Origin of the sequence: Flavobacterium sp. RSSB_23, from assembly GCF_051547145.1 — a bacterium.
Classification (GTDB): Bacteria; Bacteroidota; Bacteroidia; order Flavobacteriales; family Flavobacteriaceae; genus Flavobacterium.
On record NZ_JBPTTO010000002.1, the window covers coordinates 227,439 to 253,819 of the forward strand.

Genomic DNA, 26,381 nt, shown 5'->3' on the forward strand with positions numbered 1-26,381 from the left:
TGACAAGTCGCGACTTGTCACTACTAACAAAAAATCATATATTTGCACCTCAATTATGGAATGAAAATGATAGATAAGATAAAAGAATACATTGCAGAAGCACAAGCGTTTTCTACTCAAAATGGAGCGGAATTAGAAGCGTTCCGAATCAAATATTTGGGAAGTAAAGGACTTTTGAAAGAGTTGTTTGCCGAGTTTAAAAATGTGCCAAACGAGCAGAAAAAGGAATTTGGACAAGTCATCAATTTACTAAAAACTACTGCTGAAGAAAAAGTAAAATCGATTCAGGAAGGTTTAGAAAATCAGCAAGAAAGCAAAGGTATTTATGGCGATTTAACCAGAACGGGCGAACCAATCACTATAGGTTCACGTCACCCAATATCCTTAGTGAAAAATCAAATTATTGATATTTTCTCAACCATTGGTTTCAATGTTTCTGAAGGACCAGAAATCGAAGACGATTGGCATAATTTTACAGCCTTGAACTTGCCAGAATACCATCCTGCTCGTGATATGCAAGATACTTTTTTCATTCAAACCAATCCTGATGTGTTGTTGCGTACGCATACTTCATCGGTTCAGGTACGTTATATGGAAAATAACAAACCACCTATTCGTACGATTTCTCCAGGTCGTGTATTTCGTAACGAAGCCATTTCGTCTCGTTCGCACTGTATCTTTCATCAAGTAGAAGGTTTGTACATCGACAAGGATGTGTCTTTTGCCGACTTAAAACAAACGCTTTTGTATTTTACGAAGGAAATGTTCGGGAAGTCAAAAATTCGTCTTAGACCGTCTTATTTTCCGTTTACAGAGCCAAGTGCCGAAATAGATATTTATTGGGGTTTAAAAACTGAAACCGATTATCGTATTACCAAAGGTACGGGTTGGTTAGAAATTGGTGGTTGCGGAATGGTAGACCCTAATGTTTTAACCAATTGTGGTATCAATCCAGATGAGTATAATGGTTTTGCTTTTGGAATGGGAGTAGAGCGTATCGCTATGTTGTTGTATCAAATTGGTGATATCCGTATGTTTTATGAAAACGATGTGCGTTTCTTAGAGCAATTTAAATCGATTATTTAGTAACTAGTTAATAGTCCTTAGCAGTTAGTTCTTTTGCAGTCATAGCATCTATTGACTGAGGACTAAGTACTAGGGACTCATTTTTTTAAACTATGAAAAAAGACATCATCATACCTGTCGTAGAAAATGTATTTATTGCTGCCGTTCAAGAATGGAGCGACGACTTTATGGAAAAAGTGTGGTACGCCTACTTGGTAAACGATAGTGATTTCAATTTAGAAGGCGTTATGGTTGTTTCAAAAGCCTTTGGAACGATTGATGGCGAAATGAAAAAAACATCGCTTTTGCGTCACGCTTTCGTTGAAATACCAGCGGTTTCTGTTGTTAAAATAGAAATGATTGAGAAAAGTGTACTTACGCTCAATAACGAGTTTATGGTAACGTATTTTATTGATGGAACCTTGTACGATAAAAAATTCATTTTCAAAGCCAATAGCATCAATGAATCCGAAATGGAGGAAGTGCCTATCCTTTTTGTGGATGGAGTAATTGTGAGGTAAATTAGCTATAATGAACGTTTAAAAAATGCCATTGGAGTTTCCAATGGTATTTTTTTTGTCCAAATTTTGAAATAAAATCCATTAATTGGACAGATTCAAGTTACTTCATAAAACATAATCTCTTTAGATGTAAGGGTTTTTAGTTTGGCACGCCAATTGTTTTTAAGTAAACAGAAAATGATTCTAAAGAAAAGGTTTATTGGTTGTTTTAGTTAATTAGTTAGTTGTGTGTTTTTGTAAAAGGCATCTGTTTATAAAACAGATGCCTTTTTTTATTCTTTCCATCCCCATGGTGCAGATGGATTTTGAATAGGTTTTGTAAGGTCAAAAGTTACGGTAAACAATCGGTCTGAACCAATACGTCTTAGGTTGTAACTAAATGTTTTTTCGTCTAGAATAATCCACCAAACATTAGTGGAAGCATTTGGAAGCAAAGAAGCAGTTTCTTGATCAGCTGGGAAAAATTGTATTGTTGGTAATCCACTGTTGGTAGACATACCGCCATATTGAGTGATTTTATCTGGTGTTCCATCTTCGTGACGGTGGTCGTGTTTGAGCTGAATTTTATTATCCTCAAAAGTCAGGACCCAAGTTCTAGATTTATCTTCCCCTACAAAAAAAGGAATTCGTATTCTGTTGTTTTCACAACTACGAATATGCATTACTAATTTTTTTCCAGAAAAAGGGTCGTTAGGGGTCGCGCCTGCTGTAATTTGTCCTTCAAAAGATTGTCCACAATGTGTTTTTAATTGATTCCAAAATTGTGCGGCTCCAGCGTTATTTTGTCCAAAACTAATTGAAACAATACTTAATAGAATGAATGAAAGTATATATCTCATTAGTTTTATTTAAGGTGTTGTTTTAAAGTTAAAATAATTTGGATGCTGATTTAATCCAATTCTTCCGTTAGTTTTTTAAACACGGCTTTGGCTTCTTTCCCTTCATATAAAATTTGATACACAGCATCAATAATTGGAGTTTTGGCACCATAGCCTTGGTTCAGTTTGTAAGCACTTTTTACAGCATAATAGCCTTCGGCAACCATACTCATTTCCATCATGGCTGATTTTACAGTGTAGCCTTTTCCAATCATATTTCCAAACATTCTATTTCTAGAAAAGATTGAGTATCCTGTTACCAATAAATCTCCTAAATAGGCAGAATCATTGATGTTACGTTTCATTTTGTGGACTTTTTTGATGAATTTTTTCATCTCACGAATCGCATTACTCATGATTACCGATTGGAAGTTATCACCATAACCTAAACCGTGTGCGATACCAGCTGCTATTGAGTAAATGTTCTTGAGCATGGCCGCATATTCTGTTCCAATAATGTCATCTGATATTTTGGCTTTGATATAGTTTCCTGATAAATTTTCGGCTACTTTTTTTGCTTTGTCTGGGTCACCACAGGCAATTGTAAGATAAGAAAGTCGTTCTAAGGCAACTTCTTCAGCGTGGCAAGGACCTGTAATTACGCCTATGTTGTAGTAAGGGATGTCGTATTGAATATGAAAATGTTCTCCAACAATCAAGCTGGTTTCTGGAACAATCCCTTTGATGGCCGAAAAGATGATTTTGTCTTTTAGCGGAACAGTTATTTTGGTCAATTCTCCCTCCAAAAAAGCCGAAGGAATTGCAAAAATTAAGTAATCAGCATATTCTACTGCTTCATTAATATCCGAAGTTAGGATAAGCTTGTTTGTGTCAAATTCAACCGAACTCAAGTAATTTGGGTTGTGTTTGTAAGTTTTAATGTGATCGATAGCGACTTCGTTCCGCATGTACCAGCAAATTTCTTTTTGGTTCACACATAACATTTTAGCAATAGCAGTTGCCCAGCTTCCACCACCAATTACTGCAAATTTTAATTTATCGGCCATTTTTTATTAAATTTCATCAAAAGTACTCAAAATACTAGTAATTACACAAATTAATTTCGATTCTCGAGCTCCTTTTAGTGCTTCGGGTATTGATTTGAAAGGCTTTTTTAAATTATTGAAAAAAAAAATAAATTTCACACAATAAATAATTATGCTTTACGTTGTAAGTAATTAATAATTAGATTTTTAGTGATTAAAATTATGTTTGGTTTAGTTAGTTTTGTTTTTTAGTAATTGAAAAAGGCGCTCTACCATTGGTAAAACGCCTTTTTTTATTGATGCTTTTTTGAATTAATAACTAGCAGTAACAATTTCTCTAACTTTCTCAGGAGTAATGTTTTGTTTTTCTCCCAAGCCCTTCCAACCTCTTTCTTCAAATCTTTTTGCTATAAAATCGGCTGTTTTTTCGAAATCTTTGGTGTAGTCAGATAATTGGGTTTGCATTCCCATTGTATGAAAGAAGGCAACAGTTTTGTTGATAGCTTCTTTAGCAATTTCGTCTTCGCTTCCAGTTAGATTAAAAATACGTTGACCATATTGGGCCAATTTGGCTTTTTTCGTTTCAAACATTACCTTGTATAAGTTAGGACCAATTATCGCCAATGTTCTAGCATGATCAATTCCATACAAAGCCGTTAATTCGTGTCCAATCATGTGTGTAGCCCAGTCGCTAGGAACTCCTTTTTGGATTAGTCCGTTGAGTGCCATAGTACAGCTCCACATAAAGTTTGAGGCCAAAGCATAATCTGTAGGATCCTCTACTACTTTTGGTCCAATTTCGATTAGGGTTTGCAAAATACTTTCGGAAATACGGTCTTGTAAATAACCTTCATGTGGATAGGTCAAGTATTGCTCTAATACGTGAGTGTAGGCATCTACAACGCCGTTTTGTAATTGACGCTTTGGCAATGAAACAATTACAGTTGGGTCACAAATGGAAAATTTAGGAAACAAAGCACTTCCGCCAAACGCCAATTTTTCTTGTGTAGCTTCAATCGTTACAACAGAGCCTGAATTCATTTCTGATCCTGTAGCTGGAATTGTTAGGACCGTACCAAAAGGAACTACTTTGCTAAGGTCTTTGATGAGTAAGCGTTTCTGTAAAATATCCATCGGGTTGCCTTCAAAATGTACAGCTGCCGATATGAATTTCACGCCATCAATGACGCTACCGCCACCTACTGCCAAAATAAAATCGATATTTTGTTCTTTGATTACCGCTACGGCTTTCATCAATGTTTCGTAATGAGGATTGGGTTCAATACCACCAAATTCAACAATATTACGATCTGGAAGCGCTGCTTTTACTTGGTCATAAATACCGTTTTTGAAGATACTGCCTCCTCCGTAAGCAATCAGGATTTTTGCTTCTGCAGGAATCAAGGTCGCTATTTTTTCTATTTGTCCTTTTCCGAAAATTAAATTCGTAGGATTGTATAATTCGAAGTTTAACATGATGTTTTTTTTAAAAGAGTTACTAAGATACTAAGATTCTGAGTTTTTAAAGCACATTTAAACCTTAGTAACTTAGCTTCTCAGCGTTTTAGAGACGTTCTCTTATTTTTTTGAATGCAATTGAGCCAATAATTTTTCGGCAACTAATTTTGATGAAGCAGGATTTTGTCCTGTAATCAATAAACCATCTTCTACGGCGTAGGATTGCCAATCGCCAGCTTTACTGTAAGAACCACCATTTTTTTGTAGCATATCTTCCACCAAAAAAGGTACGACATTGGTTAATCCCACGGCTGCTTCTTCGGAGTTCGTAAAACCAGTTACTTTTTTACCTTTAACCAAGAAATGGCCATTTACTTTTACGTTTTTTAAGGCAGCAGGTGCATGACATACAAATGCTACTGGTTTATTTTGTGTGTAAAAAGCAGCAATTAAGTCTGAAGAAGTTGTATCCTCGGCCAAATCCCATAATGGACCGTGACCTCCAGGGTAAAAAACAGCATCGTAATCTGCAGGATTAATAGTGGCTAGTTTTTTGGTGTTTTTTAGTTTTTCTAAAACTACAGCATCTGCATCAAATCGTTTAGTATCCTCAGTTGCTGATGCTGGATCGGCACTTTTTGGATCAATTGGTGGTTGTCCTCCAAGAGGTGAAGCAATATCAATTTGAACACCTTTATCGGCCAATGCATAATAGGGAGCAGCAAATTCTTCTGTCCAAAATCCTGTTTTTTCTCCTGTGTTACCCAATTGATCGTGGCTGGTAACTACAAATAATACTTTTTTCATCTTTTTATTTTGTTTTTGTGCAGTTGCTACAAAGCAACTCAAGGTTACTAATAGAATCGATAATAAGGTGCTTTTTTTCATCGCTTGTTTTAATTTGAGACTGCAAATTTATAGCGAATATGGTATTAGTAAAAATAATTTAAATTATGTTTGTGATAAATATATTTATAGCAATGGTAAATTTAGAATGGTATCGTACGTTCAAATCAGTATACAAAAATGGAAATTTTTCGTTAGCCGCTAAGGAGTTGTTCATTAGTCAGCCTGCAGTCAGTCAGCAAATTGCTATGCTTGAAGCCCATGTAGGATATACATTATTCAACCGTAAATCAAAAGGGGTGGTGCCTACGGAATACGCAAAGTTACTCAATAACTTAATCATTGATGCTTTGGATCGCTTAGAAAATGTAGAAAACGGTTTTAGGGCTAAGGCCTTCAATACTAATCGGTTATTGTCTATTGGAATTTCTAAGCATTTGTTGGGCTGTTTTGGTAGTTCATTAGTATCAAAATTTGATTTTATTGACTTCACTTTTGGGACCAACGAGGAGTTATTTGATTTAGTAAATTCCAAGAAAATAGATTTTGCGATAGTAACCAAACAGTACGATACTTTTGACACGCTACATCAGCAATTAGGTGAAATAAAACAAGTCGTTGTGGCTACTCCAGATATTGATCTTCAAATCGTAAAAGAAAATATTACTGTCAATGATTTGGTGGCTATAGAACATTGGATGAACGATCAGAAGTGGTACAGTCATGACTCTGGAATACCACACATTAAGCTATTTTGGTTACATGTTTTTAATAAAAAAAGACCTGCCATCATAGCCAATTATATCATTCCATCAGAAAATGAAATGATTGCAATTCTTGCTCAAAACACGGGTATAAGTGTGGTTTGGGACTGTAATGTTGCATCAAAGATTCAGGACAAAGAGTTACAGTTGGTATGGGACAGTCCCAAAATGCCTACTACACCTTTATTTTTATTGTCAGGAAAGAATGATAATTTAAACGCTATTGCTCAAGAAATAGCTATTGTTGTAAAAGAGGTTTTAGAGTAATTATTTTTTGTAAAAATTATTATGATCTAGATATTCCCACACGTTATGCGGTAATAAAGGGCGAATGTTTTTGCCTTTTTTGATGCAATTGCGAATAAAAGTAGCCGAAATTTCAACTACTGGGGCATCTATGATTTTGATTTTGGGATGATTGGCAAAAGAGGGGTTTTCGGCTCCAGTATCAATTGCTTTTTGATTGTTTTCTATGGCTTCGATTCTCGGATAGACATAAATGGAATAATGCTCTAAAATGGCTTCGTAGTTTTTCCATTTGTGCAACGATTTTAAGTTGTCTTCGCCCATGATTAAAGCAAACTCGTTTTCTGGATATTTCTCTTGTAAATGTACCAGTGTAGTAATTGTATAATTGGGTTGCGGTAATTTAAATTCGATATCCGAAGGCTTTATTTTTGTATAGGTGTCTGTAGCCAAATGTACCATATGTAACCGATGATAATCATCTAGCAACGTACTTTTCTTTTTTAACGGATTGTGAGGCGTCACGACCATCCAGATTTGGTCCAAATCGGTATGTTCTGCCATATGATTGGCAATAATCAAATGGCCCACATGAATGGGATTAAAAGTACCGAAATATAGTCCGATTTTCATTTTTCTAGTTATGCAAAGGTTTACAAAACTTTCACCAAGAAGCATTAATTTTTTTACTTCTCTAAATTTTCTTTATGAACCTTTGTCTAATTACTTATTTTACAAAATCCTTCACCAATTGATACGCTTCCTCAAGTGCAACAGGCAAATCGTAATTTTTGATAATCACATCAAATTGTGGAGCCGTAGCCAATTCTACTGAGGCTTTGGCAATGCGCATATTGATTTTGTCTTCGCTTTCGGTAGAGCGTTCTTTGAGTCTTCTTTTCAATTCATCAACGCTTGGAGGTTTCACAAAAACAGCTAAGGTTTCTTCTGGGAATTTGTGTTTAATGCGCAATCCACCAGCTACATCAATATCAAAAATCACATTTTTACCCATGGCCCAAATGCGTTCCACTTCGCTTTTTAGGGTACCATAGAAATTATCGCGATACACTTCTTCCCATTCAACAAACTCTTCTGCTTTGATGTGTTTTTTGAATTGTTCCAATGACATAAAATAGTAATCCTTGCCATCTACTTCTTCGCCACGAGGTAAACGGGTTGCTGCCGAAATTGAAAATTCCAAATTCAAATCTTCTTTACCTAATAAATGCCTAACGATTGTTGTTTTTCCCGAACCAGACGGAGCTGAAAAAACTATTAATTTTCCTTTTTTCATTTTATACTATAATTTTTCCTAGGAGCTACAATACATTCAACACTTGCTCTTTGATTTTCTCCAATTCATCTTTCATTTGAACGACTAATTTTTGCATTTGAGCATGATTGGATTTAGAACCCATAGTGTTGATTTCTCTACCCATTTCTTGAGTAATAAAACCTAGTTTTCTACCATTAGCTTCAGTTCCTTTGATGGTGTCTAGGAAATAATCCAAATGGTTGGTTAAACGTACTTTTTCTTCGGTGATATCTAGCTTTTCTAGATAATAAATGAGCTCTTGTTCAAAACGATTTTCATCTACATTTACTTGAAGTTCAGCAATAGCGGTTTGTAAGCGTTCTTTAATTGCTTGAACACGCTCAGGGTCTAAAGCCAAAGCTTCGTTCATGAATTGTCTGATATTAGCAATACGCAATTGGAATTCTTTTTCGAGAGACTCGCCTTCGTCTTTACGGAAATTCAAAATGTTTTGAAGTGCTTCTTCGATTACATTTTGGATAGTAGCCCATTCACTTTCGTCAATTTCTTCGCGTTCTACTTTCATAGTATCCGGCATACGAACGGCCATTTTCATCAATTCAGTTGTGTCGGCGTCAGGATATACCTCAAGTAATTGATTGATATAGGCTTTTACAATTGGAACATTCACTCGAGTAGAGGTTTGCTCAGCGGTACTTTCAATATAAATAGAGAAATCAATTTTTCCTCTTTCCAATTTTGAAGCAATTAGATTGCGCAATCCCAATTCCATTTCACGGTATAAAGAGGGCATTCTTACATTCAAATCTAAACCCTTACTGTTTAAGGATTTTACTTCTATTGTTATTTTTTTGGTAGGCAATTGAAGTGTTGCTTTACCAAAACCGGTCATGGATTGTATCATATGTTTGTATAAAAGGCTGTAAATATAAGTAAAGTAATTTGTACTTTAAGGATACAAATTAACGCAATAAGTAGTATAGCAATGATTAGTTATGACTTTTTGAGTTTTTTTGTGTTACCAAATAAACCCCTGTAAAAATTAAAATAGCAGCTCCTATTTTGACCCAATTCAGTTCGTCTTTCCCTAAACTAATAGCAAAAATCGTCGCAAAAAGAGGTTGTAAATAAATAAAAACAGCCACCGTAGTAGGTTTTAATTCTTTCATCGAAAGTAAATTTAATAAATAAGTTAAGAAAGTCGAAACAACTACAACAAAACTTATTTTCCAGTAGATTGAAGTAGGCACTAAAGACCAGTTGACTGCATTAAACTCACTCCATCCAAAGGGAAGAACCATCAAGAAACCAAAAAGATAAATCCATTTTACAAAGGTAAAGGCATTATAGGTATGCATTAATTTCTTTACAATGATGAGATAAAAACCATAAGAGATTGCATTTACTAATACTAAAAAATTACCCAATCCAGCATTGCTAGCGTTTCCAATCGATTTGCCATAAAGAATCAATAAAGCAGTACCGAACAGGCCTAGGACAATTCCAAAAACCTTTCTTTTTTTAAGGCGCTCTTTCATTATTATTGCTGATAAAACCAGCACAATCATTGGTGTTGAAACCATAATTACTGCAGCAGAAATAGGTGAAGTTAGGCTTAATCCTTTAAAAAAAGTGAGCATATTGAATGCTACTCCAAAAAAAGCAGCAGCAATAATTCTAGGAAAATCTCCCAAAGCAATTTTTTCTTTGGGCATAAAAAGCCACGTTAGCCAAAAAAGCAGCACTGAACCGCCCACTCGAAGTAAGATAAACCCGAAAGCATCAATGTAAGCAGGCATTACGTCTTTGGCAATGGTAAAAGTTACGCCGTAGATAATCGAAACGATGGTTGCGCCAATTAAGGCAAGCTTTCTTTTAGACATGGGCCAATGCTAAATGAACTTGATGAATGTTTTGTTGGCTATTACCAATGTAGATTTTACCATTAATGATAAATACAGGTCGGCTTAAAAAGGTGTAATGTTCCAAAATGTATTTTTTGAAATCGGCTTCTGTAAGTGCTTGATTTTTTAGATTCAACGATTTGTACAATTGGGCTTTTTTGCTAAACAGAGCTTCATAACTTCCTGAAAGTTCCACCATTTTTTCTAATTCATCAACAGTAATTGGGTCTTGTTTGATGTCATGAAAAGCCAAATTGTGGTTTGCAGGTAATCCTTTTATGATTTTTCTGCAGGTATCGCAAGAAGCTAGGTAATATATTTTGTTCATTTGGAATGCTTTTTTGTGCTGCAAAGAAAATCCATTTACATCGAAAATGAGTATTTTTATCCAAAAAATAAAAAAAATGAATGCAATATTTGAATTGACAACAACAAGCCGAAAAATGGCTGCTCCTTATCTTGAAAAATATACTCTAGAACAATTGAATACCATTCCTGAGGGTTTTTCAAATACTATCTTTTGGAACATTGCTCATATCGTGGTGACGCAACAGTTATTAGTTTATAAATTATCTGGTTTACCAATGCAGGTTTCTGATGATTTGGTAGAAAAATACCGAAAAGGAACCAAGCCTGAACAAGATGCTACACAAGAAGAAGTGGATTTGATTAAGAGTTTACTTTTTTCAACCGTAGAGCAAATGAGAACCGATTACGAAAACAAGGTTTTTCAAAATTTTAATGAGTATCCTACCTCTACAGGTTTTACTTTACATACTGTTGAAGAAGCAATCCAATTCAATGCTTTTCATGAAGGGTTACATATCGGAATCCTTATGAGTCTTCGTAAGTTCGTTTAAAGAACACGATACAAATAGAAAAAAGTGCTTCGAAATCTGATTTGATTTTGAAGCATTTTTTATTTTAAAACAAGGTATTTTTTTAGAGAAGAATAAGGAATAAAAAGAGTTTTAGGTCCTTCTACATAAGCAGCGGCTTCGTATTGATTGTAGTGAAACAAAAGACCATCATTGGTAAAAAAAATGTTTTTAGGTAATTGAAATTGGTCATTTTCAAATAAATAACCCGTTTGATTGATGTTGCCTTTTAGTGGTATTTGATATTTTTTTCGGAACTTGATTTCTAACATTTTTTTCAACCCAGAAATATCTTTGAAAAGCGATTCATTTGAAATGTTTTTTCCGGTTTTTGAGTCAAATATTAGTGATTGAAGGCCTTCATAACCGTGAGCGCCCCCAGTAAAAGTGTAATGGTCAATCTCTAAATTGATAATATGTTCAGATTGATATTTAACTGTTCCTTCTATTGCAGCTTCCCATCCAAAAGTAGCATCAGGTATTTCTTCTTTGGTGGTTTCATAAGAGTTTATAAATGATGAAAGAAGGACTTGATAATCCTCGGTTTCTATTGGCTTTTCATCAAGATAGACCAATTCTTTTATTCTAGAAAACACTTTTTTATTGATGCTATCTGCCGAAGTACTGTTGTTTGTGGCATAGGGAATACTCACTTTTATTTCTGGACAGTTTTCTTTGCACAGCAAGTTACTTTTTTTACTGAATTCTTTATTTTCAAAGCGTATTTCATTGGAACAACTACTCAATACTACGAGCAACAATAGGCTTTGGATGTATCGTTTCATAACTCAAATGTGTTAATTGTATACAAAGGTAGACTAGACAAACGTTGCTTTATCAATATTTAACGGTAAATTTGCATTTCCAATAAATGTAGTCATTCAAAAAAACGATACACATGAAATTTAATACTAAAGTTATTCATGGAGGACAACACCATGATGCAAGCACTGGAGCTGTAATGCCTCCCGTTTATCAAACATCCACTTTTGTACAAACGAGTCCAGGTAAGCCTTTGAATCCTGACTACGAATATAGCCGAGCTGCAAATCCAACTCGAACTGCGCTAGAAAACGCTTTGGCAAGTATTGAAAATGGAACCAGAGGATTGGCTTTTTCATCTGGATTAGCGGCAACAGATTGCGTTTTGCGTTCTTTTAAAGCAGGTGACGAAATTATCGCTATGGATGATTTGTATGGAGGAACTTATCGAATGTTTACTAGGATATATAAAGAATCTGGCATTATATTCCATTTTGTTGATATGAATGATTTGGAGAAATTCCAATCTTTAATCAACGAAAATACGAAGTTGGTTTGGGTAGAAACACCGACCAATCCGTTAATGAAACTGGCGGATATTGCTGCAATTGCTCAAATAACGAAAGCAAACAATATCCTTTTTGCGGTAGATAATACTTTTGCAACGCCATACTTGCAAAAGCCTTTAGATTTAGGAGCTGATATTGTCATGCACTCAGCGACCAAATATTTAGGAGGTCATTCAGACGTAATTGCTGGAGCTTTGATTGTAAAAGATGAAGCATTGGGTAATCAATTGCATTTTCAGCAATTTGCAACCGGTGCAACTTTGGGACCAATGGATAGTTTTTTGGTGTTAAGAGGTATTAAAACTTTGCATTTACGTGTGCAAAGACATTGTGAAAATGGCGAAAAAGTTGTGGCTTTTTTAAATTCACATCCAAAGATTAAAACTGTTTATTATCCTGGATTGCCAGAGCATCCGTTTCATGAAATAGCCAAAAAGCAAATGAGTGGTTTTGGTGGAATGGTTTCTTTTACTTTTAAATCAGGTGAAAAATCAGATGCGATTGCATTTTTAGAAAAGTTAAAGGTGTTTACTTTGGCTGAATCTTTAGGAGGAGTTGAATCTTTAGCCAATCATCCTGCTTTGATGACCCACGCTTCTATTCCGGAAGATAAAAGAAAAGAAGTCGGAATTACTGATGATTTAGTGCGATTAAGTGTAGGAGTAGAGGACGCTGCCGACTTGATAGCCGACCTAGAACAAGCTTTATCTTAGATAAAAAGTATACTCATAAAAAAGGGCTCAATAGTTTACATTGAGCCCTTTTTTATGAATTTTAGGTTAAGTATTAAAACTCTAAGTATTGAATATATCCAATGTTAAACCAAACCATCCAATCATTTGCTTTGTTCTCTGTGTATACTTGTTTGTTTGGATTTAAACCATCTACCCAGTCCGAAGAAAAGTATTGAAAGCGCATATCTACCAATAGGTCACTCATAGTAGTAAGCTTGTATCTCGTACCAAATCCTGCAACGACTGAGAGTACTCCTTTGGATTCATTTGAAAATCCATTTGGACGACCATCAGATGGCATTAGGTATTTAGGTATTGTGGTTGCTGATGTTCCCAAAGGCCCCATTGTAGAAGTAGCTTGAGCGTCATAAAAACTATAAAGGACACCTAAACTTGCATAAGGACCAAATGCACCTATAGTGTTCTCAAAATCATGTATTTTTACAAGGTGAAATTCACCTTGAAATCCAAGATTTACCATTTTTGAAGAGCCTCTCATGGCGCGTAATTGCTGCTTTCCTAATGAGTTAGAGCTCTGATCAACCCATTTCCCAAAGTGCCTGAAACTTGTAGAGTTATAAGAAAGCTCCGTTCGAACTTTAAAATGATCATTAAAATAATTACCATAATTAGCTCTTGATGAAAAATTGATATAGTGCACAAGACCAACTCCAAATCCTGTATTACCAGCATTGGTTTCAATGTCATGTCTTTCGCCATAATCGGATTGAAATGCAACCGGGCCAAAGGTAATTCCTATTTCATGTGCTAAATTAAATTGCGCTTGTAAATTGTAATGGGTACTTATTAAAAGGAATAAGAGGAGTGGTATTTTTTTAAACATTTGATAGCCTATTTATTGCGCGCAAATATATAAAAACAAATAACACAAATTATACCCAAAAAGTTAAACCAATTATTATTATTTAAAATGGATATTTGTTACAAATACTATAACGTTTTCGTAACTTTTATTGTTTAATGTTTGTATTTCCTTATAAATGGTTAAATAAAAGATAATTTTTCTTTTTATTGCAAAAAAATAGGTCAAATTAACGTTTTAAGCGTATATTTGTGAGCAATTAACAGTGTGTTTCTAACGTTTTTATAATCATTAAGATCATGTCACAAAGTATTACTAATTTTATTGATTCGGTAACTAAAAAAAATCCGAACGAAACAGAATTTTTGCAAGCAGTATTAGAAGTTGCCGAAACGGTAATTCCTTTTATAGAAGAAAATAAAAAATACCAAAACAAAATGCTTTTAGAGCGTATGGTAGAGCCAGAACGCGTTATCATGTTTAGAGTTACTTGGATTGATGATCAAGGTCAAACTCAAGTAAATAGAGGATACCGTATACAAATGAACTCAGCTATAGGCCCATATAAAGGGGGATTACGTTTTCATCCATCTGTAAATCTAAGTATTTTGAAATTCTTAGCTTTCGAACAAACCTTCAAAAATAGCTTGACTACTTTGCCAATGGGTGGTGGAAAAGGTGGTTCTGATTTTGATCCTAAAGGAAAATCAGATAACGAAATTATGAAGTTCTGTCAAAGTTTTATGACTGAATTAGAAAGACATATTGGTGCTGATACTGATGTTCCTGCAGGAGATATCGGTGTTGGAGGAAGAGAAGTAGGTTATTTATTTGGTCAATACAAAAGATTAAGAAATGAATTTACAGGAGTATTAACTGGTAAAGGAATTTCTTTCGGAGGTTCTTTAATCCGCCCAGAAGCAACTGGTTACGGAACAGTATACTTCGCACAAAGTATGTTGAAAACAAAAGGTGATTCTTTTGAAGGAAAAACAGTTGTCATTTCTGGTTCTGGAAACGTTGCTCAATATGCCACTCAAAAAGCGACTCAATTAGGTGGTAAAGTAGTTACTTTATCTGATTCTGCGGGGTATATTTATGACGCAGACGGAATTGATGCTGAAAAATTAGCTTTCGTAATGGAATTGAAAAATGAATTACGTGGAAGAATTAGTGAATATGTTACTAAATATCCAAATGCTAAATATGTGGCAGGAAAACGTCCATGGGAAGTAAAATGTGATATCGCGTTGCCTTGTGCAACTCAAAATGAGTTGAACGGAGAAGAAGCGGCTCTTTTATTAGCTAACGGTTGTATTGCTGTTGCAGAAGGTGCTAATATGCCTTCTACACCAGAAGCTGTTATTGCGTTCCACAAAGCTAAAATTTTGTTCGCACCAGGAAAAGCTTCTAATGCAGGTGGTGTAGCTACTTCAGGTTTGGAGATGTCTCAAAACTCATTGCGTTTAAGCTGGACTTCTGAAGAAGTAGATGAAAAATTATACAATATCATGTTGAATATTCATGCTTCTTGTGTACAATATGGTACAGATGAAACAGGATATGTTGATTATGTTAAAGGTGCTAATATTGCTGGATTTGTTAAAGTAGCGGATGCTATGTTAGCTCAAGGAGTAGTATAGTAGTAGTAAGTTAATTAGTTAAAGCCTTCTTCTGGAAACAGAAGGAGGCTTTTTTTATTCGGCAAGAACAAAAATCAAAAACTTTCGTTTGTACTATATTTGTAATTCATTTGAAAAAAACTCATGAGAAGAATAGTCGTGTTTTTTTGTTGTTTATTAGTCCTTAATGTTGGTTTTTCACAAAGCCAATTGTCTTGGCAAGGTTATTTTTCTTATAACGAAATCAAAGATGTAGCACAATCCAATTCCAATCTTTTTGCTGCTGCTGAGAATGCGTTGTTCTCAAAAAACACGCTTTCAAACACTTTAAAAACTACCACGACTATCGACGGACTTTCTGGATTGACGATATCAGCTTTGTATCATAGTGTCGCTTTCAATAAAACTATTGTTGGCTATGAAAATGGTCTTTTAATTGTGATTAATGAAACCGATGGGACGCTATTGAAAGTGGTCGATATTATCAACAAACAATTGCCTGCCAATATCAAAAAAATCAATCATTTTTTGGAACATCAGGGTATTCTTTATATTTCTTGTGATTTTGGTATAGTGCAATTCAATTTGAATACACAACTTTTCGGAGATACTTACTTTATTGGAGATTTAGGAAAGGAAATTTCGGTGAAGCAAACGGCTGTTTTTGAAGGAAATCTTTATGCTGCCACAGAAAATGGAATTCGAAGAGCAGCTGTTTCGAATCCAAACTTAATCGATTATCAGCAGTGGACAATGCTTTTGTCTGATAATTGGTCGGGAATCACTGCTTTTGGAACAGATTTGTATGCTTCAACCACAGCTGGTACGATTTACAAATATGGACTCAATTCATTCTCTGTCGTTCAAAGTTTTGGAGCGCCAATTGTCGATTTGCGTTCTGATGCAAACAATTTATTAGTAACCACTCCCAGTCAAATTTCGGTCTTTGGGTCGGGATTTCTTTTGATAAAACAAGTAAATAGCAATCAGATTTTGGATAAAAATTCTGTTTTTACTTGTGCGACTATTGTCAATACTAATTTGTTTTTGGGCACCAAAGAAAATGGTTTACTAGCAACGACACTGTCTGTTGGCGCGCCAATAAGCGATAGTACACCTCCAGGACCACTCAGAAATGCCATTTTTTCTTTTCAAGTTACTCCAAATGCGCTTTGGGCGGTATATGGAGGGTATACAGGGGACTATAATCCTTATTCTTATAACAACAGCGGGCCTAATTTATATGGCATTAGCCGACTCAACACTGAGGGTTGGTTATCAATTCCTGCAGATGAGGTTTTGGGAGCTAAATCTATTTCGAGAGTAACGATTAATCCAAATGACGAGACTAAAGTTTATGCGAGTTCTTTTTTTTCGGGATTATTACGCATAGAAAACGAAGTGCCAAATTTGTTGTACAATCAAACCAATTCGGGTTTGGAATCGATTGCTTTTCTAGGGCCAACTTATATCGATGTTCGTATCAACGGAACAGCGTTTGACAAATCAGGGAATCTTTGGGTGACCAATTCCCGAATCGAAAATGGCTTGAAAGTCTTGAGAAGTAATGGACAATGGCAAAGTTATTCCTTGAATTCCATCGCCGAAAAAAGTATCGATGTGAGTATGGGAAGAATGGTTATCGATAAAAACAGCACCAAGTGGATTGCTTCTAATACCGATGGTGTAATCGCTTTTAACGAATCAGGTGCAACACCCACTTTTAAGAAAATTACTTTTGGGTCCGACAAAGGAAACCTGCCTACTACAGACGTGCGAGCTTTAGCAATAGATACAAATAACCAACTTTGGATAGGTACTACTAAAGGGCTTCGAGTAGTGTCGAATGTGAATAACTTTCAAAACACAACGGCACTCACTACCAAACCCATTATTATTCTAGAAGATGAGGTGGCTCAGGAGTTGCTGTTCGAGCAATTTATCAATGCGATTGTAGTAGATGGAGCGAATAACAAATGGGTGGGAACGGCAGATTCAGGTGTTTTTTTATTGTCATCCAATGGGCAAAAAACGCTGTATCATTTTACCACCAATAATTCACCATTACCGAGTAACACTATAAATGATATAGGGATTAATGCGGTTACTGGAGAAGTTTATATTGCTACAACCAAAGGGATGATTTCGTTTAAAGGAGTGGCTACTGCCGCTAGTGATTCTTTGAACAACGTCTATGTTTATCCTAATCCGGTACGTCCTGAATTTAACGGTACAGTCAAAATAGCAGGGTTGTTAAATCGTGCCAATGTCAAAATAACCGACATCGAAGGCAATTTAGTGCACGAAGCAGTTTCTGAAGGAGGAACCATAGAGTGGGATACTACTGCTTTTGGAAAATACAAAGTAGCTTCGGGTGTGTATATGATTTTCATTTCTGCTGAAGATGGCATCGAAACCAAGGTGAAGAAAGTGATGATTGTCAGATAAAGATTTCAATTTTTAAATTCCAAATTCCCAAATTCCAAATTCCCAAATCTCAAAATCCTAAATCCCAAATTCCAATCCTCATGTTGGTAAAAACCAAAGCCATCGTTATTTCGATATTAAAATTTCAAGAAAAGAGCTTGATTGTAAAATGTTTTACACAATCGCATGGTCTAAAATCCTATTTCGTTAGAAATGCATTTTCTGGAAAGAAAAACAATCAAAAAATTGCCTATTTTCAGCCGTTATCAATTTTAGAAATTGAAGCAGTGCATAAAAATAAAGGGACGTTAGAGCATTTTAAAGAAATTAAAACGGCTATTCCATTTCAAACGATTCATTTGGATATTGTTAAAAGTACTATGGTGCTTTTTCTGTCTGAAATTTTGCATCATGCTATTCATGAAGAAGAACAGAATGAAGATTTATTTAAATATTTAGAAACTGCATTACAGTGGCTCGATACACATAATGAAACCAGTAATTTTCACTTGATTTTAATGCTCGAAATCACTAAATTTTTAGGGTTTTATCCGGATACTTCTGAACAAGATTTGCCTTTTTTTGAAATGAATGAAGGTGTTTTTTCCCTTTTTCAGGCAATTAGTTGTTTATCTGAACACGAATCGTTTTTGCTAAAAAAACTAATTGATTTGAGATTAGACTCGGACCAAAAAGTTTTTCATGTTATAGAACGTCAAATTTTACTCAAAATTCTAATTGATTACTATAGTTTTCATTTAGATGGTTTTAAAAAGCCAAAATCCTTAGAAATTTTGAAAGAAATTTTTTCATGAGATTTTAAAAACTCTGTACTACTTACTCATAATTCATAACTATTTATTACTTTCGCACCTCGATTAAGAAAAGGATACAATGAGTACAAAATTTACTGAATACAAAGGACTTGACTTGCCAAAAGCGGCATCAGAAGTGCTTGATTTTTGGAAGAACGAAAATATATTTGAAAAGAGTGTAACTACACGCGAAGGCAACACGCCTTTTGTGTTTTTTGAAGGACCTCCTTCGGCCAACGGATTACCAGGAATTCACCACGTGATGGCACGTGCAATTAAAGATATTTTTTGCCGATATAAAACCCAAAAAGGTTTCCAAGTAAAGCGTAAAGCAGGCTGGGATACTCACGGTTTACCAGTAGAATTGGGTACTGAAAAAGAGTTAGGTATCACCAAAGAAGATATTGGAAAAACAATTTCCATCGAGGATTATAACGAAGCGTGTAAAAAAACCGTAATGCGTTATACCGATGTTTGGAACGATTTGACTGAAAAAATGGGGTATTGGGTAGATATGGAAGACCCATATGTGACCTATAAACCAAAGTATATGGAATCGGTTTGGTGGTTGCTAAAACAAATCTATAACAAAGATTTGATGTACAAAGGCTACACCATTCAGCCGTATTCACCAAAAGCGGGTACTGGTTTGTCTTCTCACGAAGTAAATCAGCCTGGAAGTTACCGCGATGTAACGGATACGACCATTGTAGCTCAATTCAAGACATTACCAGAAACATTACCTTCATTTTTACAAGGTTTTGGAGCTATTCACATCTTGGCTTGGACGACAACACCTTGGACTTTGCCATCGAACACAGCGTTGACGGTTGGACCGAAAATTGATTATGCTTTAGTAAAAACCTTTAATCAGTATACTTTTGAGCCTATCCATGTGATTTTGGCCAAAAATTTAGTGGGAAAACAATTTGCAAAAGGATTCTTTGCTTCTGATGATGCTGCAGATTTTGAAGCTTTCAAAGCAGGTGATAAAAAAATACCGTATCAAATCGTAGCCGAATGTAAAGGTCAAGATTTAGTTGATATTCGTTATGAGCAATTATTGCCTTTTGTTTTGCCTTATCAAAATCCAGAAAATGCTTTTAGAGTGATTGCTGGTGATTTTGTAACTACTGAAGATGGTACGGGTATTGTACATACTGCGCCTACTTTTGGTGCAGATGATGCTAAAGTAGCCAAAGAAGCTACTCCAGAAGTGCCACCAATGTTAGTTTTAGATGAAAATGGTACGCCAGTTCCTTTGGTTGATTTGCAAGGAAAATTCATTCAAGGTCTTGGAGATTATTCAGGGAAATACGTTAAAAACGAATATTACAACGAAGGAGAAGCACCAGAGCGTTCGGTAGATGTAGAAATTGCTATTCGTTTAAAAGAAGAAAACAAAGCCTTCAAAGTAGAGAAATACGTGCACAGTTATCCACATTGTTGGAGAACAGACAAGCCTATTTTATATTATCCATTAGACTCTTGGTTTATCAAAATTACCGAGGTGAGAGAACGTATGTTCGACCTGAACGACAGCATCAATTGGAAGCCAAAAGCTACTGGTGAAGGACGTTTTGGTAACTGGTTAAAAAACGCCAACGATTGGAACCTTTCACGTTCTCGCTATTGGGGAATCCCTTTGCCAATATGGAGAACAGAAGACAAACAAGAAGAAATTTTAATTGGTTCGGTTGAAGAATTATTCAACGAAATAGAAAAAGCTATTGCGGCTGGTGTACAAACCAACAATCCGTTTGCAGGTTTTGAAATTGGAAATATGTCCGAAGCCAATTATGATTTGATTGATTTACACAAAAATGTAGTGGACCAAATCACCTTGGTTTCTGCTTCAGGAAAACCAATGAAACGTGAATCGGATTTGATTGACGTTTGGTTTGACTCTGGTGCTATGCCTTATGCGCAATGGCATTATCCGTTTGAAAACAAAGAAAAAATTGATCAAAATACCGATTATCCTGCTGATTTTATTGCAGAAGGTGTCGATCAAACACGCGGATGGTTTTATACTTTGCACGCTATTGGAGCTTTGGTTTTTGATCGAATTGCATACAAAAACGTTGTATCTAACGGTTTGGTTTTGGATAAAAATGGACAAAAAATGTCCAAGCGTTTGGGTAATGCCGTTGACCCATTTACTACACTAGAGGAGTATGGTCCTGATGCTACGCGTTGGTACATGATTTCCAATGCCAATCCTTGGGATAACTTAAAATTTGATATTGAAGGAATTGCTGAGGTGCGTCGTAAGTTCTTTGGAACGCTGTATAATACCTATTCGTTTTTTGCATTGTATGCGAATATTGATGGCTTTAGTTATGCAGAAGCTGAAGTGCCTTTAGAAGAACGCCCAGAGATTGATCAATGGATTATTTCAGAATTGAACACGTTGATCAAAGAGGTAGATGTTTTTTATGCTGAATATGAACCAACCCGTGCCGCTCGCGCAATTTCTGATTTTGTTCAAGAAAATTTGAGTAACTGGTACGTGCGTTTGTGTAGACGTCGTTTCTGGAAAGGCGAGTATGCTCAAGATAAAATTGCTGCTTACCAAACGCTTTATACTTGTTTGTTAAGCATTGCAAAATTGAGTGCACCTATCGCTCCTTTCTTTATTGATAAGTTGTACAAAGACTTAACACAAGCTACAGGAACAGAGAATTTCGAGTCAGTACACTTGGCACAATTCCCTGTTTCAGTTGAAAAGTTTGTTGATAAATCATTAGAGAGTAAAATGCAGAAGGCGCAGACAATATCTTCATTGGTTTTGTCACTGCGTAAAAAGGAAATGATAAAAGTGCGTCAACCTCTGCAAAAGGTAATGATTCCGGTACTTGACGCGGTTCAGAAGGCTGAAATCGAAGCGGTTGCTGACCTTATAAAAGCGGAAGTAAACGTCAAAGAAATCGAACTTTTAGACGATGCTTCAGGCATATTGGTAAAACAAATTAAACCTAACTTTAAGGCCCTTGGACCTCGATTCGGAAAATATATGAATCTGATTTCCAAAGAGATACAGTCTTTTTCTCCTGAACAGATTAACCAATTAGACAAGGAAGGAAGCTTAAGTATTGTAATTTCAGGAAAAGATGTAATTTTATCATTAGAGGATGTAGAAATTTCATCTCAAGATATCGAAGGCTGGTTAGTAGCCAATGCTAACGGAATTACAGTAGCATTAGACATTACCATTTCTGACGATTTAAGAAAAGAGGGAATTGCTAGGGAGTTAGTAAATCGTATTCAGAATATCCGTAAAGATTCTGGTTTCGAGGTTACCGATAAAGTGAAGGTTTACGTTCAAAATCACGCTGTTTTACAAGAAGCAATTCTAGCCAATGAAAGCTACATTAAGTCAGAAACATTGACAGAAGAATTGCTATTTGCTGAAAGCTTAGAGAATGGCATAGAAATTGAATTCGATGACATTAAAACAAAATTAACGATAACAAAATAACCCAACCAAAAAGAATTAACCAACCCATTAAATTAATTTAGGCTATGATCGAGGAAATGACACGATACTCAGACGCTGATTTAGCAGAGTTCAAACAGATAATCAAAGAAAAGATAGAAAAAGCACAAGCGGATCTTGACTTGATAAAAAGTGCCTATATGAATGATTTAAATAATGGTACTGATGACACTTCGCCTACTTTCAAAGCTTTTGAAGAAGGAAGCGAAACGATGTCTAAAGAAGCCAATTCACAATTGGCCATTCGTCAAGAAAAGTTCTTGCGTGATTTAAAAAACGCTCTTTTCCGTGTTGAAAACAAAACCTACGGTATTTGTAGAGTAACAGGAAAATTAATTGGCAAAGAAAGACTAAAAATCGTTCCTCATGCAACAATGAGTATCGAAGCTAAGAATTTGCAACGATAATTATTTAAAATAGTAAATTTCAAATTCCAAATTCCAAACTTCTTCGTTGGGATTTGGAATTTCTTTTTTGGAATTTAATTTTTATTTTAGAGTTCTTTTTTTGAATTTGTCTATTTTTGCCCCACTAAAAATACTATAATGTCATTACGCAAAGCTTATTTCCTTATTTTTATTCTGCTACTTGTCGATCAAGTTTCTAAAATATATGTCAAAACAAATTTCGTATTAGGTGAAGAAGTGACCGTTTTCAATTGGTTCAAAATTCATTTTATAGAAAACGAAGGAATGGCTTGGGGAACGAAACTTCCCGGTGAGTATGGCAAGTTATTTTTAACCGTTTTCCGTATTTTTGCAGTAGCAGGTATCGGTTATTGGTTATGGGATTCCGTGCGTAATCACAAAAGCTCTAATTATCTTATCGTGGCGATTGCCTTGATTTTTGCAGGAGCTTTAGGTAATATTATCGACTCTGTTTTTTACGGTGTTATCTTTAACGACAGTTATCAGCAATTGGCCGTTATGTTCTCTGAAGAGCCTTACGGAACTTGGTTTCATGGGCAAGTGGTTGATATGTTTTACTTTCCTATTATCAAAGATTTTCCAATGCCAGAATGGGTGCCTTTCATCGGAGGGAGACCTTTTACGTTCTTCAATGCTATTTTCAACGTAGCCGATGTTGCCATTTCAACTGGAGTAGGAATCTTAATCGTTTTTAACAAAAAAGCTTTTCATAAAGGAGATGCTTAATTTTTAGGAGCTTTATCCTGCTGTACGCTATATCTTTTATACTAGAAACCCTTTCAGTTAGTAAAACTGAAAGGGTTTCTAGTATAAAAGGATGCCGCTCCCATCAGGGCTAGGGCTTTCCTTATCCAAACAGTTCTGCTGCTATATCTTCTATTTTCGTCACCAAACGAATTTGAATCCCAGTATTTTTAAGCGCAATTTTGTTGTATTTTGAAACGAATATGGTTGAGAAACCCAGTTTTTCAGCTTCTTGTATGCGTTGGTCTACGCGATTCACTGGACGAATTTCACCAGAAAGCCCAACTTCGCCTGCAAAACAAAAATCTTTGTGGATAGGAATGTCTTCGTTTGAAGATAAGATTGCGGCAACTACAGCCAAATCAATCGCTGGGTCATCCACTGAGAGACCACCTGTTACGTTCAAAAAGACATCTTTAGCGCCCAATCGGAAACCAGCTCTTTTTTCTAAAACAGCCAAAATCATATTCAAACGTTTGGCATTGTAACCAGTCGTGCTGCGTTGTGGTGTTCCGTATACTGCGGTGCTTACCAAGGCCTGTATTTCTATCATTAAAGGACGCATGCCTTCTAGTGTTGTAGCAATTGCGGTTCCAGAGAGTTGTTCGTCTTTGTGAGAAATCAAAATTTCAGACGGATTTGAAACTTCGCGTAAGCCACTGCCTAGCATTTCATAAATCCCTATTTCGGCAGTCGAACCAAAACGGTTTTTAAGTGAACGAAGGATGCGGTATACGTGGTTTCTGTCTCCTTCAAATTGTAAAACCGTATCTACCATATGCTCCAGAATCTTTGGACCAGCAATTGTGCCATCTTTGGTAATGTGTCCAATAAGAATAACGGGAACGTTAGTTTCTTTGGCAAATTTAATCAACTCTGCAGTGGTTTCTCTAATTTGAGAAATACTTCCAGCAGTCGATTCAATATAATCCGTATGCAGAGTTTGAATCGAATCGATAATTACAATTTCAGGCTGCATCGCCTCAATTTGTTTAAAGATGTTTTGCGTTTTGGTTTCGGTCAAAATATAGCAATTATCTCCATTTGGAGTAATGCGTTCTGCACGCATCTTGATTTGCTTTTGACTTTCTTCCCCAGAAACATACAAAGTTTTATAAGGCAGTTTTAACGAAATTTGGAGTAAAAGCGTACTTTTTCCAATGCCAGGTTCGCCTCCTAATAAGATTAAGGAACCAGGTACAATTCCACCTCCTAAAACACGGTTCAATTCGGTGTCCGTCGTGTCTAGTCTAATTTCTGCTGTCGAATCAATCTCGTTGATGCGCAACGGACGTGGTGCTTTACTCAAAGCAACAGGTTCACTTTTCCAAGCAACTTTCTCTTGTTTTTGTACAATTTCTTCAGCAATGGTATTCCATTCTTTGCAGGAATTGCATTGTCCTTGCCATTTGGCATATTGAGCGCCACAATTTTGACAAAAAAAGGTAGTTTTTACTTTAGCCATTATTTTTTAGGTGCATTTTTGCTTAGCATTAAGTCGTACTTTTCTAACATCATTGTTTTGGTTAATGCTCCTATTTCTTGCATTTGTGAGGCATTTTGGTAACGTTTCATTGCTTTTTTGTAGTCTTCTTGTTTTTCATACATTAAGCCTAATTCATACTCTGCAAGCATTGATTTTGGATAATACTTATCGGCCAAAATAGCCAATTGGTCCAATTCACTATAAGCATTGTTTTTTAGAATAGCAGCCTCAATAGCTTTGAAATCATTAATTCTTATTGGAACGTCAAGATGTAAAGCTTCGTTTAAAACACTGTATTTTTTTTCTAAATAATCTACGTAACCAGAAGGTAATAAGGCGATTTTGTTACTAAATTCAGATGAACTAATGGGTTTGTAACTTTCAAAAATTTGATGTAATGCACTCGGAATAGCATATAAGGTCTGTGAATAATGACCCGTACCTTTGAAGGACTCAAATTTGTAATTCACTAATGGATTGTTGTCCTTTTTGATGTTGTCATTCAACATTTTAATAGGCTCTGCTATTTGTTTGATTTCGTCTTCACTTGTAGATAAATAGTAGAAGACAGGGTTTTTTGCTGCGCTTAATTGCTCAGCTACTCTTTTTTCCATTAGTGGTGCCAACTCAGGGTTTAACGAGATGTAAGCGTTAAAAATTGGATTTTCTTTGTAAAGGAAAAAGTTCAAATAACCAGCCGTAGTATCAAGTCCAGCTATCATTCGGAACGGAGCTACACGGTATTTTTTTTCAATATAAGGAAGCAATTCTTGACCTATAAACTCATAAAAAGCTGCTCCTTTTTCGGCAGGAAGCCCTTGGGCATCATCATATTCTGTATCGTCAACCCGCTCATCGTTATGATTTTGATGAATGCCAACAATTATTGTTTCTGGAAAATCATCCCAATAACTACCGTAAGTAATCGCGCCATAGAAGGGGTCAAACAAGAAGTCCCCATCTAAAAGTACAAGTATTGGATATTTTTTAGAAGTGTTTTTTTCGTATGATGGAGGTAGGCTAATCGTAATTTCTCGCTTTTCGGAAAGTTTTTCTGAGTCAAAAGATTCAGTTTTGTTTTGTGCGTAAAGGGCTATCGAAAAGAATAGCAAAAAAAATACCTTTTTCATAATGTAGGGAGTCTAATTTAGGGGTTGAAATAAAAAAGCATAGCAAGATACTATTTTAATTCATTTGATGAATAAATAGCATATATTAGTTGCTTTTAGGATAGATAAAAGCAAGTCTTGTGTCTTTTTATAGTGTAATCTATAGTAGACTAAAAAAGGATTTAAGTAAGGGAATTGTCGTTTTCGTTAGGGAAAACAATCCAAGGCTTGAATGTTTTGGCTTCTTCAAATTCTAAAGTCGCATAAGAAATGATGATAATGATGTCGTCTTTTTGAACTTTTCTAGCAGCAGGGCCATTTAAGGTTATTGTGCCTGAATTTCTTTCGCCTTTAATCGCGTAGGTTTCAAAACGCTCACCGTTATTAATGTTTACAATAGAAACTTTTTCCCCTTCAATAATATTAGAGGCGTCTAGTAAGGCTTCGTCAATAGTAATGCTACCGATATAATTTAAATCGGCGCCTGTAACTTTTACTCGATGAATCTTAGATTTTACTACTTGAATTTGCATGCGGC

Annotated in this window: 25 protein-coding genes; 11 read left to right on the forward strand and 14 right to left on the reverse strand. The window is 35.5% G+C overall.

Features of this window, described 5'->3' with window-relative positions; genetic code table 11:
• Positions 1 to 66: 66 nt before the first annotated feature.
• The gene (gene pheS, locus ACSVH9_RS04560; protein ID WP_438063029.1) at positions 67 to 1,086 is read left to right on the forward strand and encodes a phenylalanine--tRNA ligase subunit alpha; all 1,020 of its coding nucleotides are present in this window, start codon (positions 67 to 69) and stop codon (positions 1,084 to 1,086) included.
• A gap of 92 nt (positions 1,087 to 1,178) precedes the next feature.
• Positions 1,179 to 1,586, forward strand: coding sequence for a hypothetical protein (locus tag ACSVH9_RS04565; RefSeq protein ID WP_438062675.1), 408 nt, complete (start codon positions 1,179 to 1,181; stop codon positions 1,584 to 1,586).
• Between the two features lie 272 nt (positions 1,587 to 1,858).
• Here the strand turns inward: ACSVH9_RS04565 and ACSVH9_RS04570 are convergent, their stop codons facing one another.
• The 4 genes from ACSVH9_RS04570 to ACSVH9_RS04585 all read right to left on the reverse strand — a co-directional run bounded on the left by ACSVH9_RS04570 (position 1,859) and on the right by ACSVH9_RS04585 (position 5,796).
• Positions 1,859 to 2,425: a hypothetical protein gene (locus tag ACSVH9_RS04570; protein WP_438062676.1), complete on the reverse strand. Its 567-nt coding sequence runs from the start codon at positions 2,423 to 2,425 to the stop codon at positions 1,859 to 1,861.
• A 50-nt stretch (positions 2,426 to 2,475) separates the two neighbouring features.
• Positions 2,476 to 3,471 (reverse strand): NAD(P)H-dependent glycerol-3-phosphate dehydrogenase, encoded by a 996-nt coding sequence (locus tag ACSVH9_RS04575; protein WP_438062677.1) that lies wholly within the window; start codon positions 3,469 to 3,471, stop codon positions 2,476 to 2,478.
• A gap of 291 nt (positions 3,472 to 3,762) precedes the next feature.
• A complete protein-coding gene (locus tag ACSVH9_RS04580) occupies positions 3,763 to 4,926 on the reverse strand; it encodes an iron-containing alcohol dehydrogenase (protein ID WP_438062678.1) in 1,164 nt (387 codons plus the stop codon).
• 102 nt (positions 4,927 to 5,028) lie between these two features.
• A complete protein-coding gene (locus ACSVH9_RS04585) occupies positions 5,029 to 5,796 on the reverse strand; it encodes a type 1 glutamine amidotransferase domain-containing protein (RefSeq protein ID WP_438062679.1) in 768 nt (255 codons plus the stop codon).
• Between the two features lie 65 nt (positions 5,797 to 5,861).
• Between ACSVH9_RS04585 and ACSVH9_RS04590 the strand changes: the two genes are divergently transcribed.
• Positions 5,862 to 6,785, forward strand: coding sequence for a LysR family transcriptional regulator (locus ACSVH9_RS04590; RefSeq protein ID WP_438062680.1), 924 nt, complete (start codon positions 5,862 to 5,864; stop codon positions 6,783 to 6,785).
• Here the strand turns inward: ACSVH9_RS04590 and nadD are convergent, their stop codons facing one another.
• The 5 genes from nadD to ACSVH9_RS04615 all read right to left on the reverse strand — a co-directional run bounded on the left by nadD (position 6,786) and on the right by ACSVH9_RS04615 (position 10,275).
• Positions 6,786 to 7,397, reverse strand: coding sequence for a nicotinate (nicotinamide) nucleotide adenylyltransferase (gene nadD, locus ACSVH9_RS04595; protein ID WP_024979806.1), 612 nt, complete (start codon positions 7,395 to 7,397; stop codon positions 6,786 to 6,788).
• Positions 7,398 to 7,491: 94 nt separating this feature from the next.
• Entirely contained in the window at positions 7,492 to 8,061 is a 570-nt protein-coding gene (gene gmk, locus ACSVH9_RS04600; RefSeq protein WP_438062681.1) for a guanylate kinase, read from the reverse strand.
• Positions 8,062 to 8,086: 25 nt separating this feature from the next.
• Positions 8,087 to 8,947: a YicC/YloC family endoribonuclease gene (locus ACSVH9_RS04605; RefSeq protein ID WP_438062682.1), complete on the reverse strand. Its 861-nt coding sequence runs from the start codon at positions 8,945 to 8,947 to the stop codon at positions 8,087 to 8,089.
• A gap of 85 nt (positions 8,948 to 9,032) precedes the next feature.
• Complete coding sequence (locus ACSVH9_RS04610; protein ID WP_438062683.1) at positions 9,033 to 9,926, reverse strand: DMT family transporter; 894 nt, start codon at positions 9,924 to 9,926, stop codon at positions 9,033 to 9,035.
• The gene (locus tag ACSVH9_RS04615; RefSeq protein WP_438062684.1) at positions 9,919 to 10,275 is read right to left on the reverse strand and encodes an arsenate reductase family protein; all 357 of its coding nucleotides are present in this window, start codon (positions 10,273 to 10,275) and stop codon (positions 9,919 to 9,921) included. Before ACSVH9_RS04615 ends, ACSVH9_RS04610 begins: the two co-directional genes overlap by 8 nt.
• 76 nt (positions 10,276 to 10,351) lie before the next feature.
• Here ACSVH9_RS04615 and ACSVH9_RS04620 point away from each other — a divergent pair, with 76 nt between their 5' ends.
• Positions 10,352 to 10,807, forward strand: coding sequence for a DinB family protein (locus ACSVH9_RS04620; protein WP_438062685.1), 456 nt, complete (start codon positions 10,352 to 10,354; stop codon positions 10,805 to 10,807).
• A gap of 59 nt (positions 10,808 to 10,866) precedes the next feature.
• Here the strand turns inward: ACSVH9_RS04620 and ACSVH9_RS04625 are convergent, their stop codons facing one another.
• Positions 10,867 to 11,610, reverse strand: coding sequence for a DUF3298 domain-containing protein (locus ACSVH9_RS04625; protein WP_438062686.1), 744 nt, complete (start codon positions 11,608 to 11,610; stop codon positions 10,867 to 10,869).
• Positions 11,611 to 11,723: 113 nt separating this feature from the next.
• Here ACSVH9_RS04625 and ACSVH9_RS04630 point away from each other — a divergent pair, with 113 nt between their 5' ends.
• Complete coding sequence (locus tag ACSVH9_RS04630) at positions 11,724 to 12,869, forward strand: cystathionine gamma-synthase (protein ID WP_438062687.1); 1,146 nt, start codon at positions 11,724 to 11,726, stop codon at positions 12,867 to 12,869.
• A gap of 73 nt (positions 12,870 to 12,942) precedes the next feature.
• On the opposite strand, the gene ACSVH9_RS04635 is transcribed toward ACSVH9_RS04630, so the two are convergent.
• Positions 12,943 to 13,734 (reverse strand): THC0290_0291 family protein, encoded by a 792-nt coding sequence (locus ACSVH9_RS04635; RefSeq protein WP_438062688.1) that lies wholly within the window; start codon positions 13,732 to 13,734, stop codon positions 12,943 to 12,945.
• Between the two features lie 278 nt (positions 13,735 to 14,012).
• On the opposite strand from ACSVH9_RS04635, the gene gdhA reads away from it, so the two are divergent.
• The 6 genes from gdhA (at position 14,013) to ACSVH9_RS04665 (ending at position 23,230) form a co-directional block, all read left to right on the forward strand.
• The gene (gene gdhA, locus ACSVH9_RS04640) at positions 14,013 to 15,356 is read left to right on the forward strand and encodes an NADP-specific glutamate dehydrogenase (protein ID WP_438062689.1); all 1,344 of its coding nucleotides are present in this window, start codon (positions 14,013 to 14,015) and stop codon (positions 15,354 to 15,356) included.
• 123 nt (positions 15,357 to 15,479) lie between these two features.
• The gene (locus ACSVH9_RS04645) at positions 15,480 to 17,783 is read left to right on the forward strand and encodes a two-component regulator propeller domain-containing protein (RefSeq protein ID WP_438062690.1); all 2,304 of its coding nucleotides are present in this window, start codon (positions 15,480 to 15,482) and stop codon (positions 17,781 to 17,783) included.
• Between the two features lie 80 nt (positions 17,784 to 17,863).
• Positions 17,864 to 18,577 (forward strand): DNA repair protein RecO, encoded by a 714-nt coding sequence (recO, locus tag ACSVH9_RS04650; protein WP_438062691.1) that lies wholly within the window; start codon positions 17,864 to 17,866, stop codon positions 18,575 to 18,577.
• Between the two features lie 79 nt (positions 18,578 to 18,656).
• Entirely contained in the window at positions 18,657 to 22,058 is a 3,402-nt protein-coding gene (gene ileS, locus ACSVH9_RS04655; protein WP_438062692.1) for an isoleucine--tRNA ligase, read from the forward strand.
• Between the two features lie 44 nt (positions 22,059 to 22,102).
• Positions 22,103 to 22,483, forward strand: coding sequence for a TraR/DksA family transcriptional regulator (locus tag ACSVH9_RS04660; protein ID WP_159689452.1), 381 nt, complete (start codon positions 22,103 to 22,105; stop codon positions 22,481 to 22,483).
• Between the two features lie 138 nt (positions 22,484 to 22,621).
• Positions 22,622 to 23,230 carry a lipoprotein signal peptidase gene (locus tag ACSVH9_RS04665; protein WP_438062693.1) on the forward strand — a complete coding sequence of 203 codons (609 nt, stop codon included), beginning with the start codon at positions 22,622 to 22,624 and terminating at the stop codon, positions 23,228 to 23,230.
• Between the two features lie 121 nt (positions 23,231 to 23,351).
• Here ACSVH9_RS04665 and radA read toward each other — a convergent pair whose 3' ends face one another.
• The 3 genes from radA to panD all read right to left on the reverse strand — a co-directional run bounded on the left by radA (position 23,352) and on the right by panD (position 26,376).
• Positions 23,352 to 24,713, reverse strand: a complete 1,362-nt coding sequence (radA, locus tag ACSVH9_RS04670) for a DNA repair protein RadA (protein WP_438062694.1) — start codon at positions 24,711 to 24,713, stop codon at positions 23,352 to 23,354.
• Positions 24,713 to 25,864: an alpha/beta hydrolase gene (locus ACSVH9_RS04675; protein WP_438062695.1), complete on the reverse strand. Its 1,152-nt coding sequence runs from the start codon at positions 25,862 to 25,864 to the stop codon at positions 24,713 to 24,715. The genes radA and ACSVH9_RS04675 overlap by 1 nt, the downstream gene beginning before the upstream one ends.
• Before the next feature lie 161 nt (positions 25,865 to 26,025).
• Positions 26,026 to 26,376 carry an aspartate 1-decarboxylase gene (gene panD, locus ACSVH9_RS04680; protein WP_159689466.1) on the reverse strand — a complete coding sequence of 117 codons (351 nt, stop codon included), beginning with the start codon at positions 26,374 to 26,376 and terminating at the stop codon, positions 26,026 to 26,028.
• Positions 26,377 to 26,381 lie beyond the last annotated feature (5 nt).

Coding starts and splice junctions, on each gene's coding strand:
- panD (WP_159689466.1), bottom strand. CDS start 26,376: ATGCAAATTCAAGTAGTAAAATCTAAGATTCATCGAGTAAAAGTTACA.
- ACSVH9_RS04645 (WP_438062690.1), top strand. CDS start 15,480: ATGAGAAGAATAGTCGTGTTTTTTTGTTGTTTATTAGTCCTTAATGTT.
- ACSVH9_RS04615 (WP_438062684.1), bottom strand. CDS start 10,275: ATGAACAAAATATATTACCTAGCTTCTTGCGATACCTGCAGAAAAATC.
- ACSVH9_RS04675 (WP_438062695.1), bottom strand. CDS start 25,864: ATGAAAAAGGTATTTTTTTTGCTATTCTTTTCGATAGCCCTTTACGCA.
- ACSVH9_RS04575 (WP_438062677.1), bottom strand. CDS start 3,471: ATGGCCGATAAATTAAAATTTGCAGTAATTGGTGGTGGAAGCTGGGCA.
- ACSVH9_RS04625 (WP_438062686.1), bottom strand. CDS start 11,610: ATGAAACGATACATCCAAAGCCTATTGTTGCTCGTAGTATTGAGTAGT.
- ACSVH9_RS04665 (WP_438062693.1), top strand. CDS start 22,622: ATGTCATTACGCAAAGCTTATTTCCTTATTTTTATTCTGCTACTTGTC.
- nadD (WP_024979806.1), bottom strand. CDS start 7,397: ATGAAAATCGGACTATATTTCGGTACTTTTAATCCCATTCATGTGGGC.
- ACSVH9_RS04580 (WP_438062678.1), bottom strand. CDS start 4,926: ATGTTAAACTTCGAATTATACAATCCTACGAATTTAATTTTCGGAAAA.
- pheS (WP_438063029.1), top strand. CDS start 67: ATGATAGATAAGATAAAAGAATACATTGCAGAAGCACAAGCGTTTTCT.
- ACSVH9_RS04660 (WP_159689452.1), top strand. CDS start 22,103: ATGATCGAGGAAATGACACGATACTCAGACGCTGATTTAGCAGAGTTC.
- ACSVH9_RS04590 (WP_438062680.1), top strand. CDS start 5,862: ATGTTTGTGATAAATATATTTATAGCAATGGTAAATTTAGAATGGTAT.
- radA (WP_438062694.1), bottom strand. CDS start 24,713: ATGGCTAAAGTAAAAACTACCTTTTTTTGTCAAAATTGTGGCGCTCAA.
- gmk (WP_438062681.1), bottom strand. CDS start 8,061: ATGAAAAAAGGAAAATTAATAGTTTTTTCAGCTCCGTCTGGTTCGGGA.
- ACSVH9_RS04570 (WP_438062676.1), bottom strand. CDS start 2,425: ATGAGATATATACTTTCATTCATTCTATTAAGTATTGTTTCAATTAGT.
- ACSVH9_RS04605 (WP_438062682.1), bottom strand. CDS start 8,947: ATGATACAATCCATGACCGGTTTTGGTAAAGCAACACTTCAATTGCCT.
- ACSVH9_RS04565 (WP_438062675.1), top strand. CDS start 1,179: ATGAAAAAAGACATCATCATACCTGTCGTAGAAAATGTATTTATTGCT.
- gdhA (WP_438062689.1), top strand. CDS start 14,013: ATGTCACAAAGTATTACTAATTTTATTGATTCGGTAACTAAAAAAAAT.
- recO (WP_438062691.1), top strand. CDS start 17,864: ATGTTGGTAAAAACCAAAGCCATCGTTATTTCGATATTAAAATTTCAA.
- ACSVH9_RS04585 (WP_438062679.1), bottom strand. CDS start 5,796: ATGAAAAAAAGCACCTTATTATCGATTCTATTAGTAACCTTGAGTTGC.
- ACSVH9_RS04620 (WP_438062685.1), top strand. CDS start 10,352: ATGAATGCAATATTTGAATTGACAACAACAAGCCGAAAAATGGCTGCT.
- ACSVH9_RS04635 (WP_438062688.1), bottom strand. CDS start 13,734: ATGTTTAAAAAAATACCACTCCTCTTATTCCTTTTAATAAGTACCCAT.
- ileS (WP_438062692.1), top strand. CDS start 18,657: ATGAGTACAAAATTTACTGAATACAAAGGACTTGACTTGCCAAAAGCG.
- ACSVH9_RS04610 (WP_438062683.1), bottom strand. CDS start 9,926: ATGTCTAAAAGAAAGCTTGCCTTAATTGGCGCAACCATCGTTTCGATT.
- ACSVH9_RS04630 (WP_438062687.1), top strand. CDS start 11,724: ATGAAATTTAATACTAAAGTTATTCATGGAGGACAACACCATGATGCA.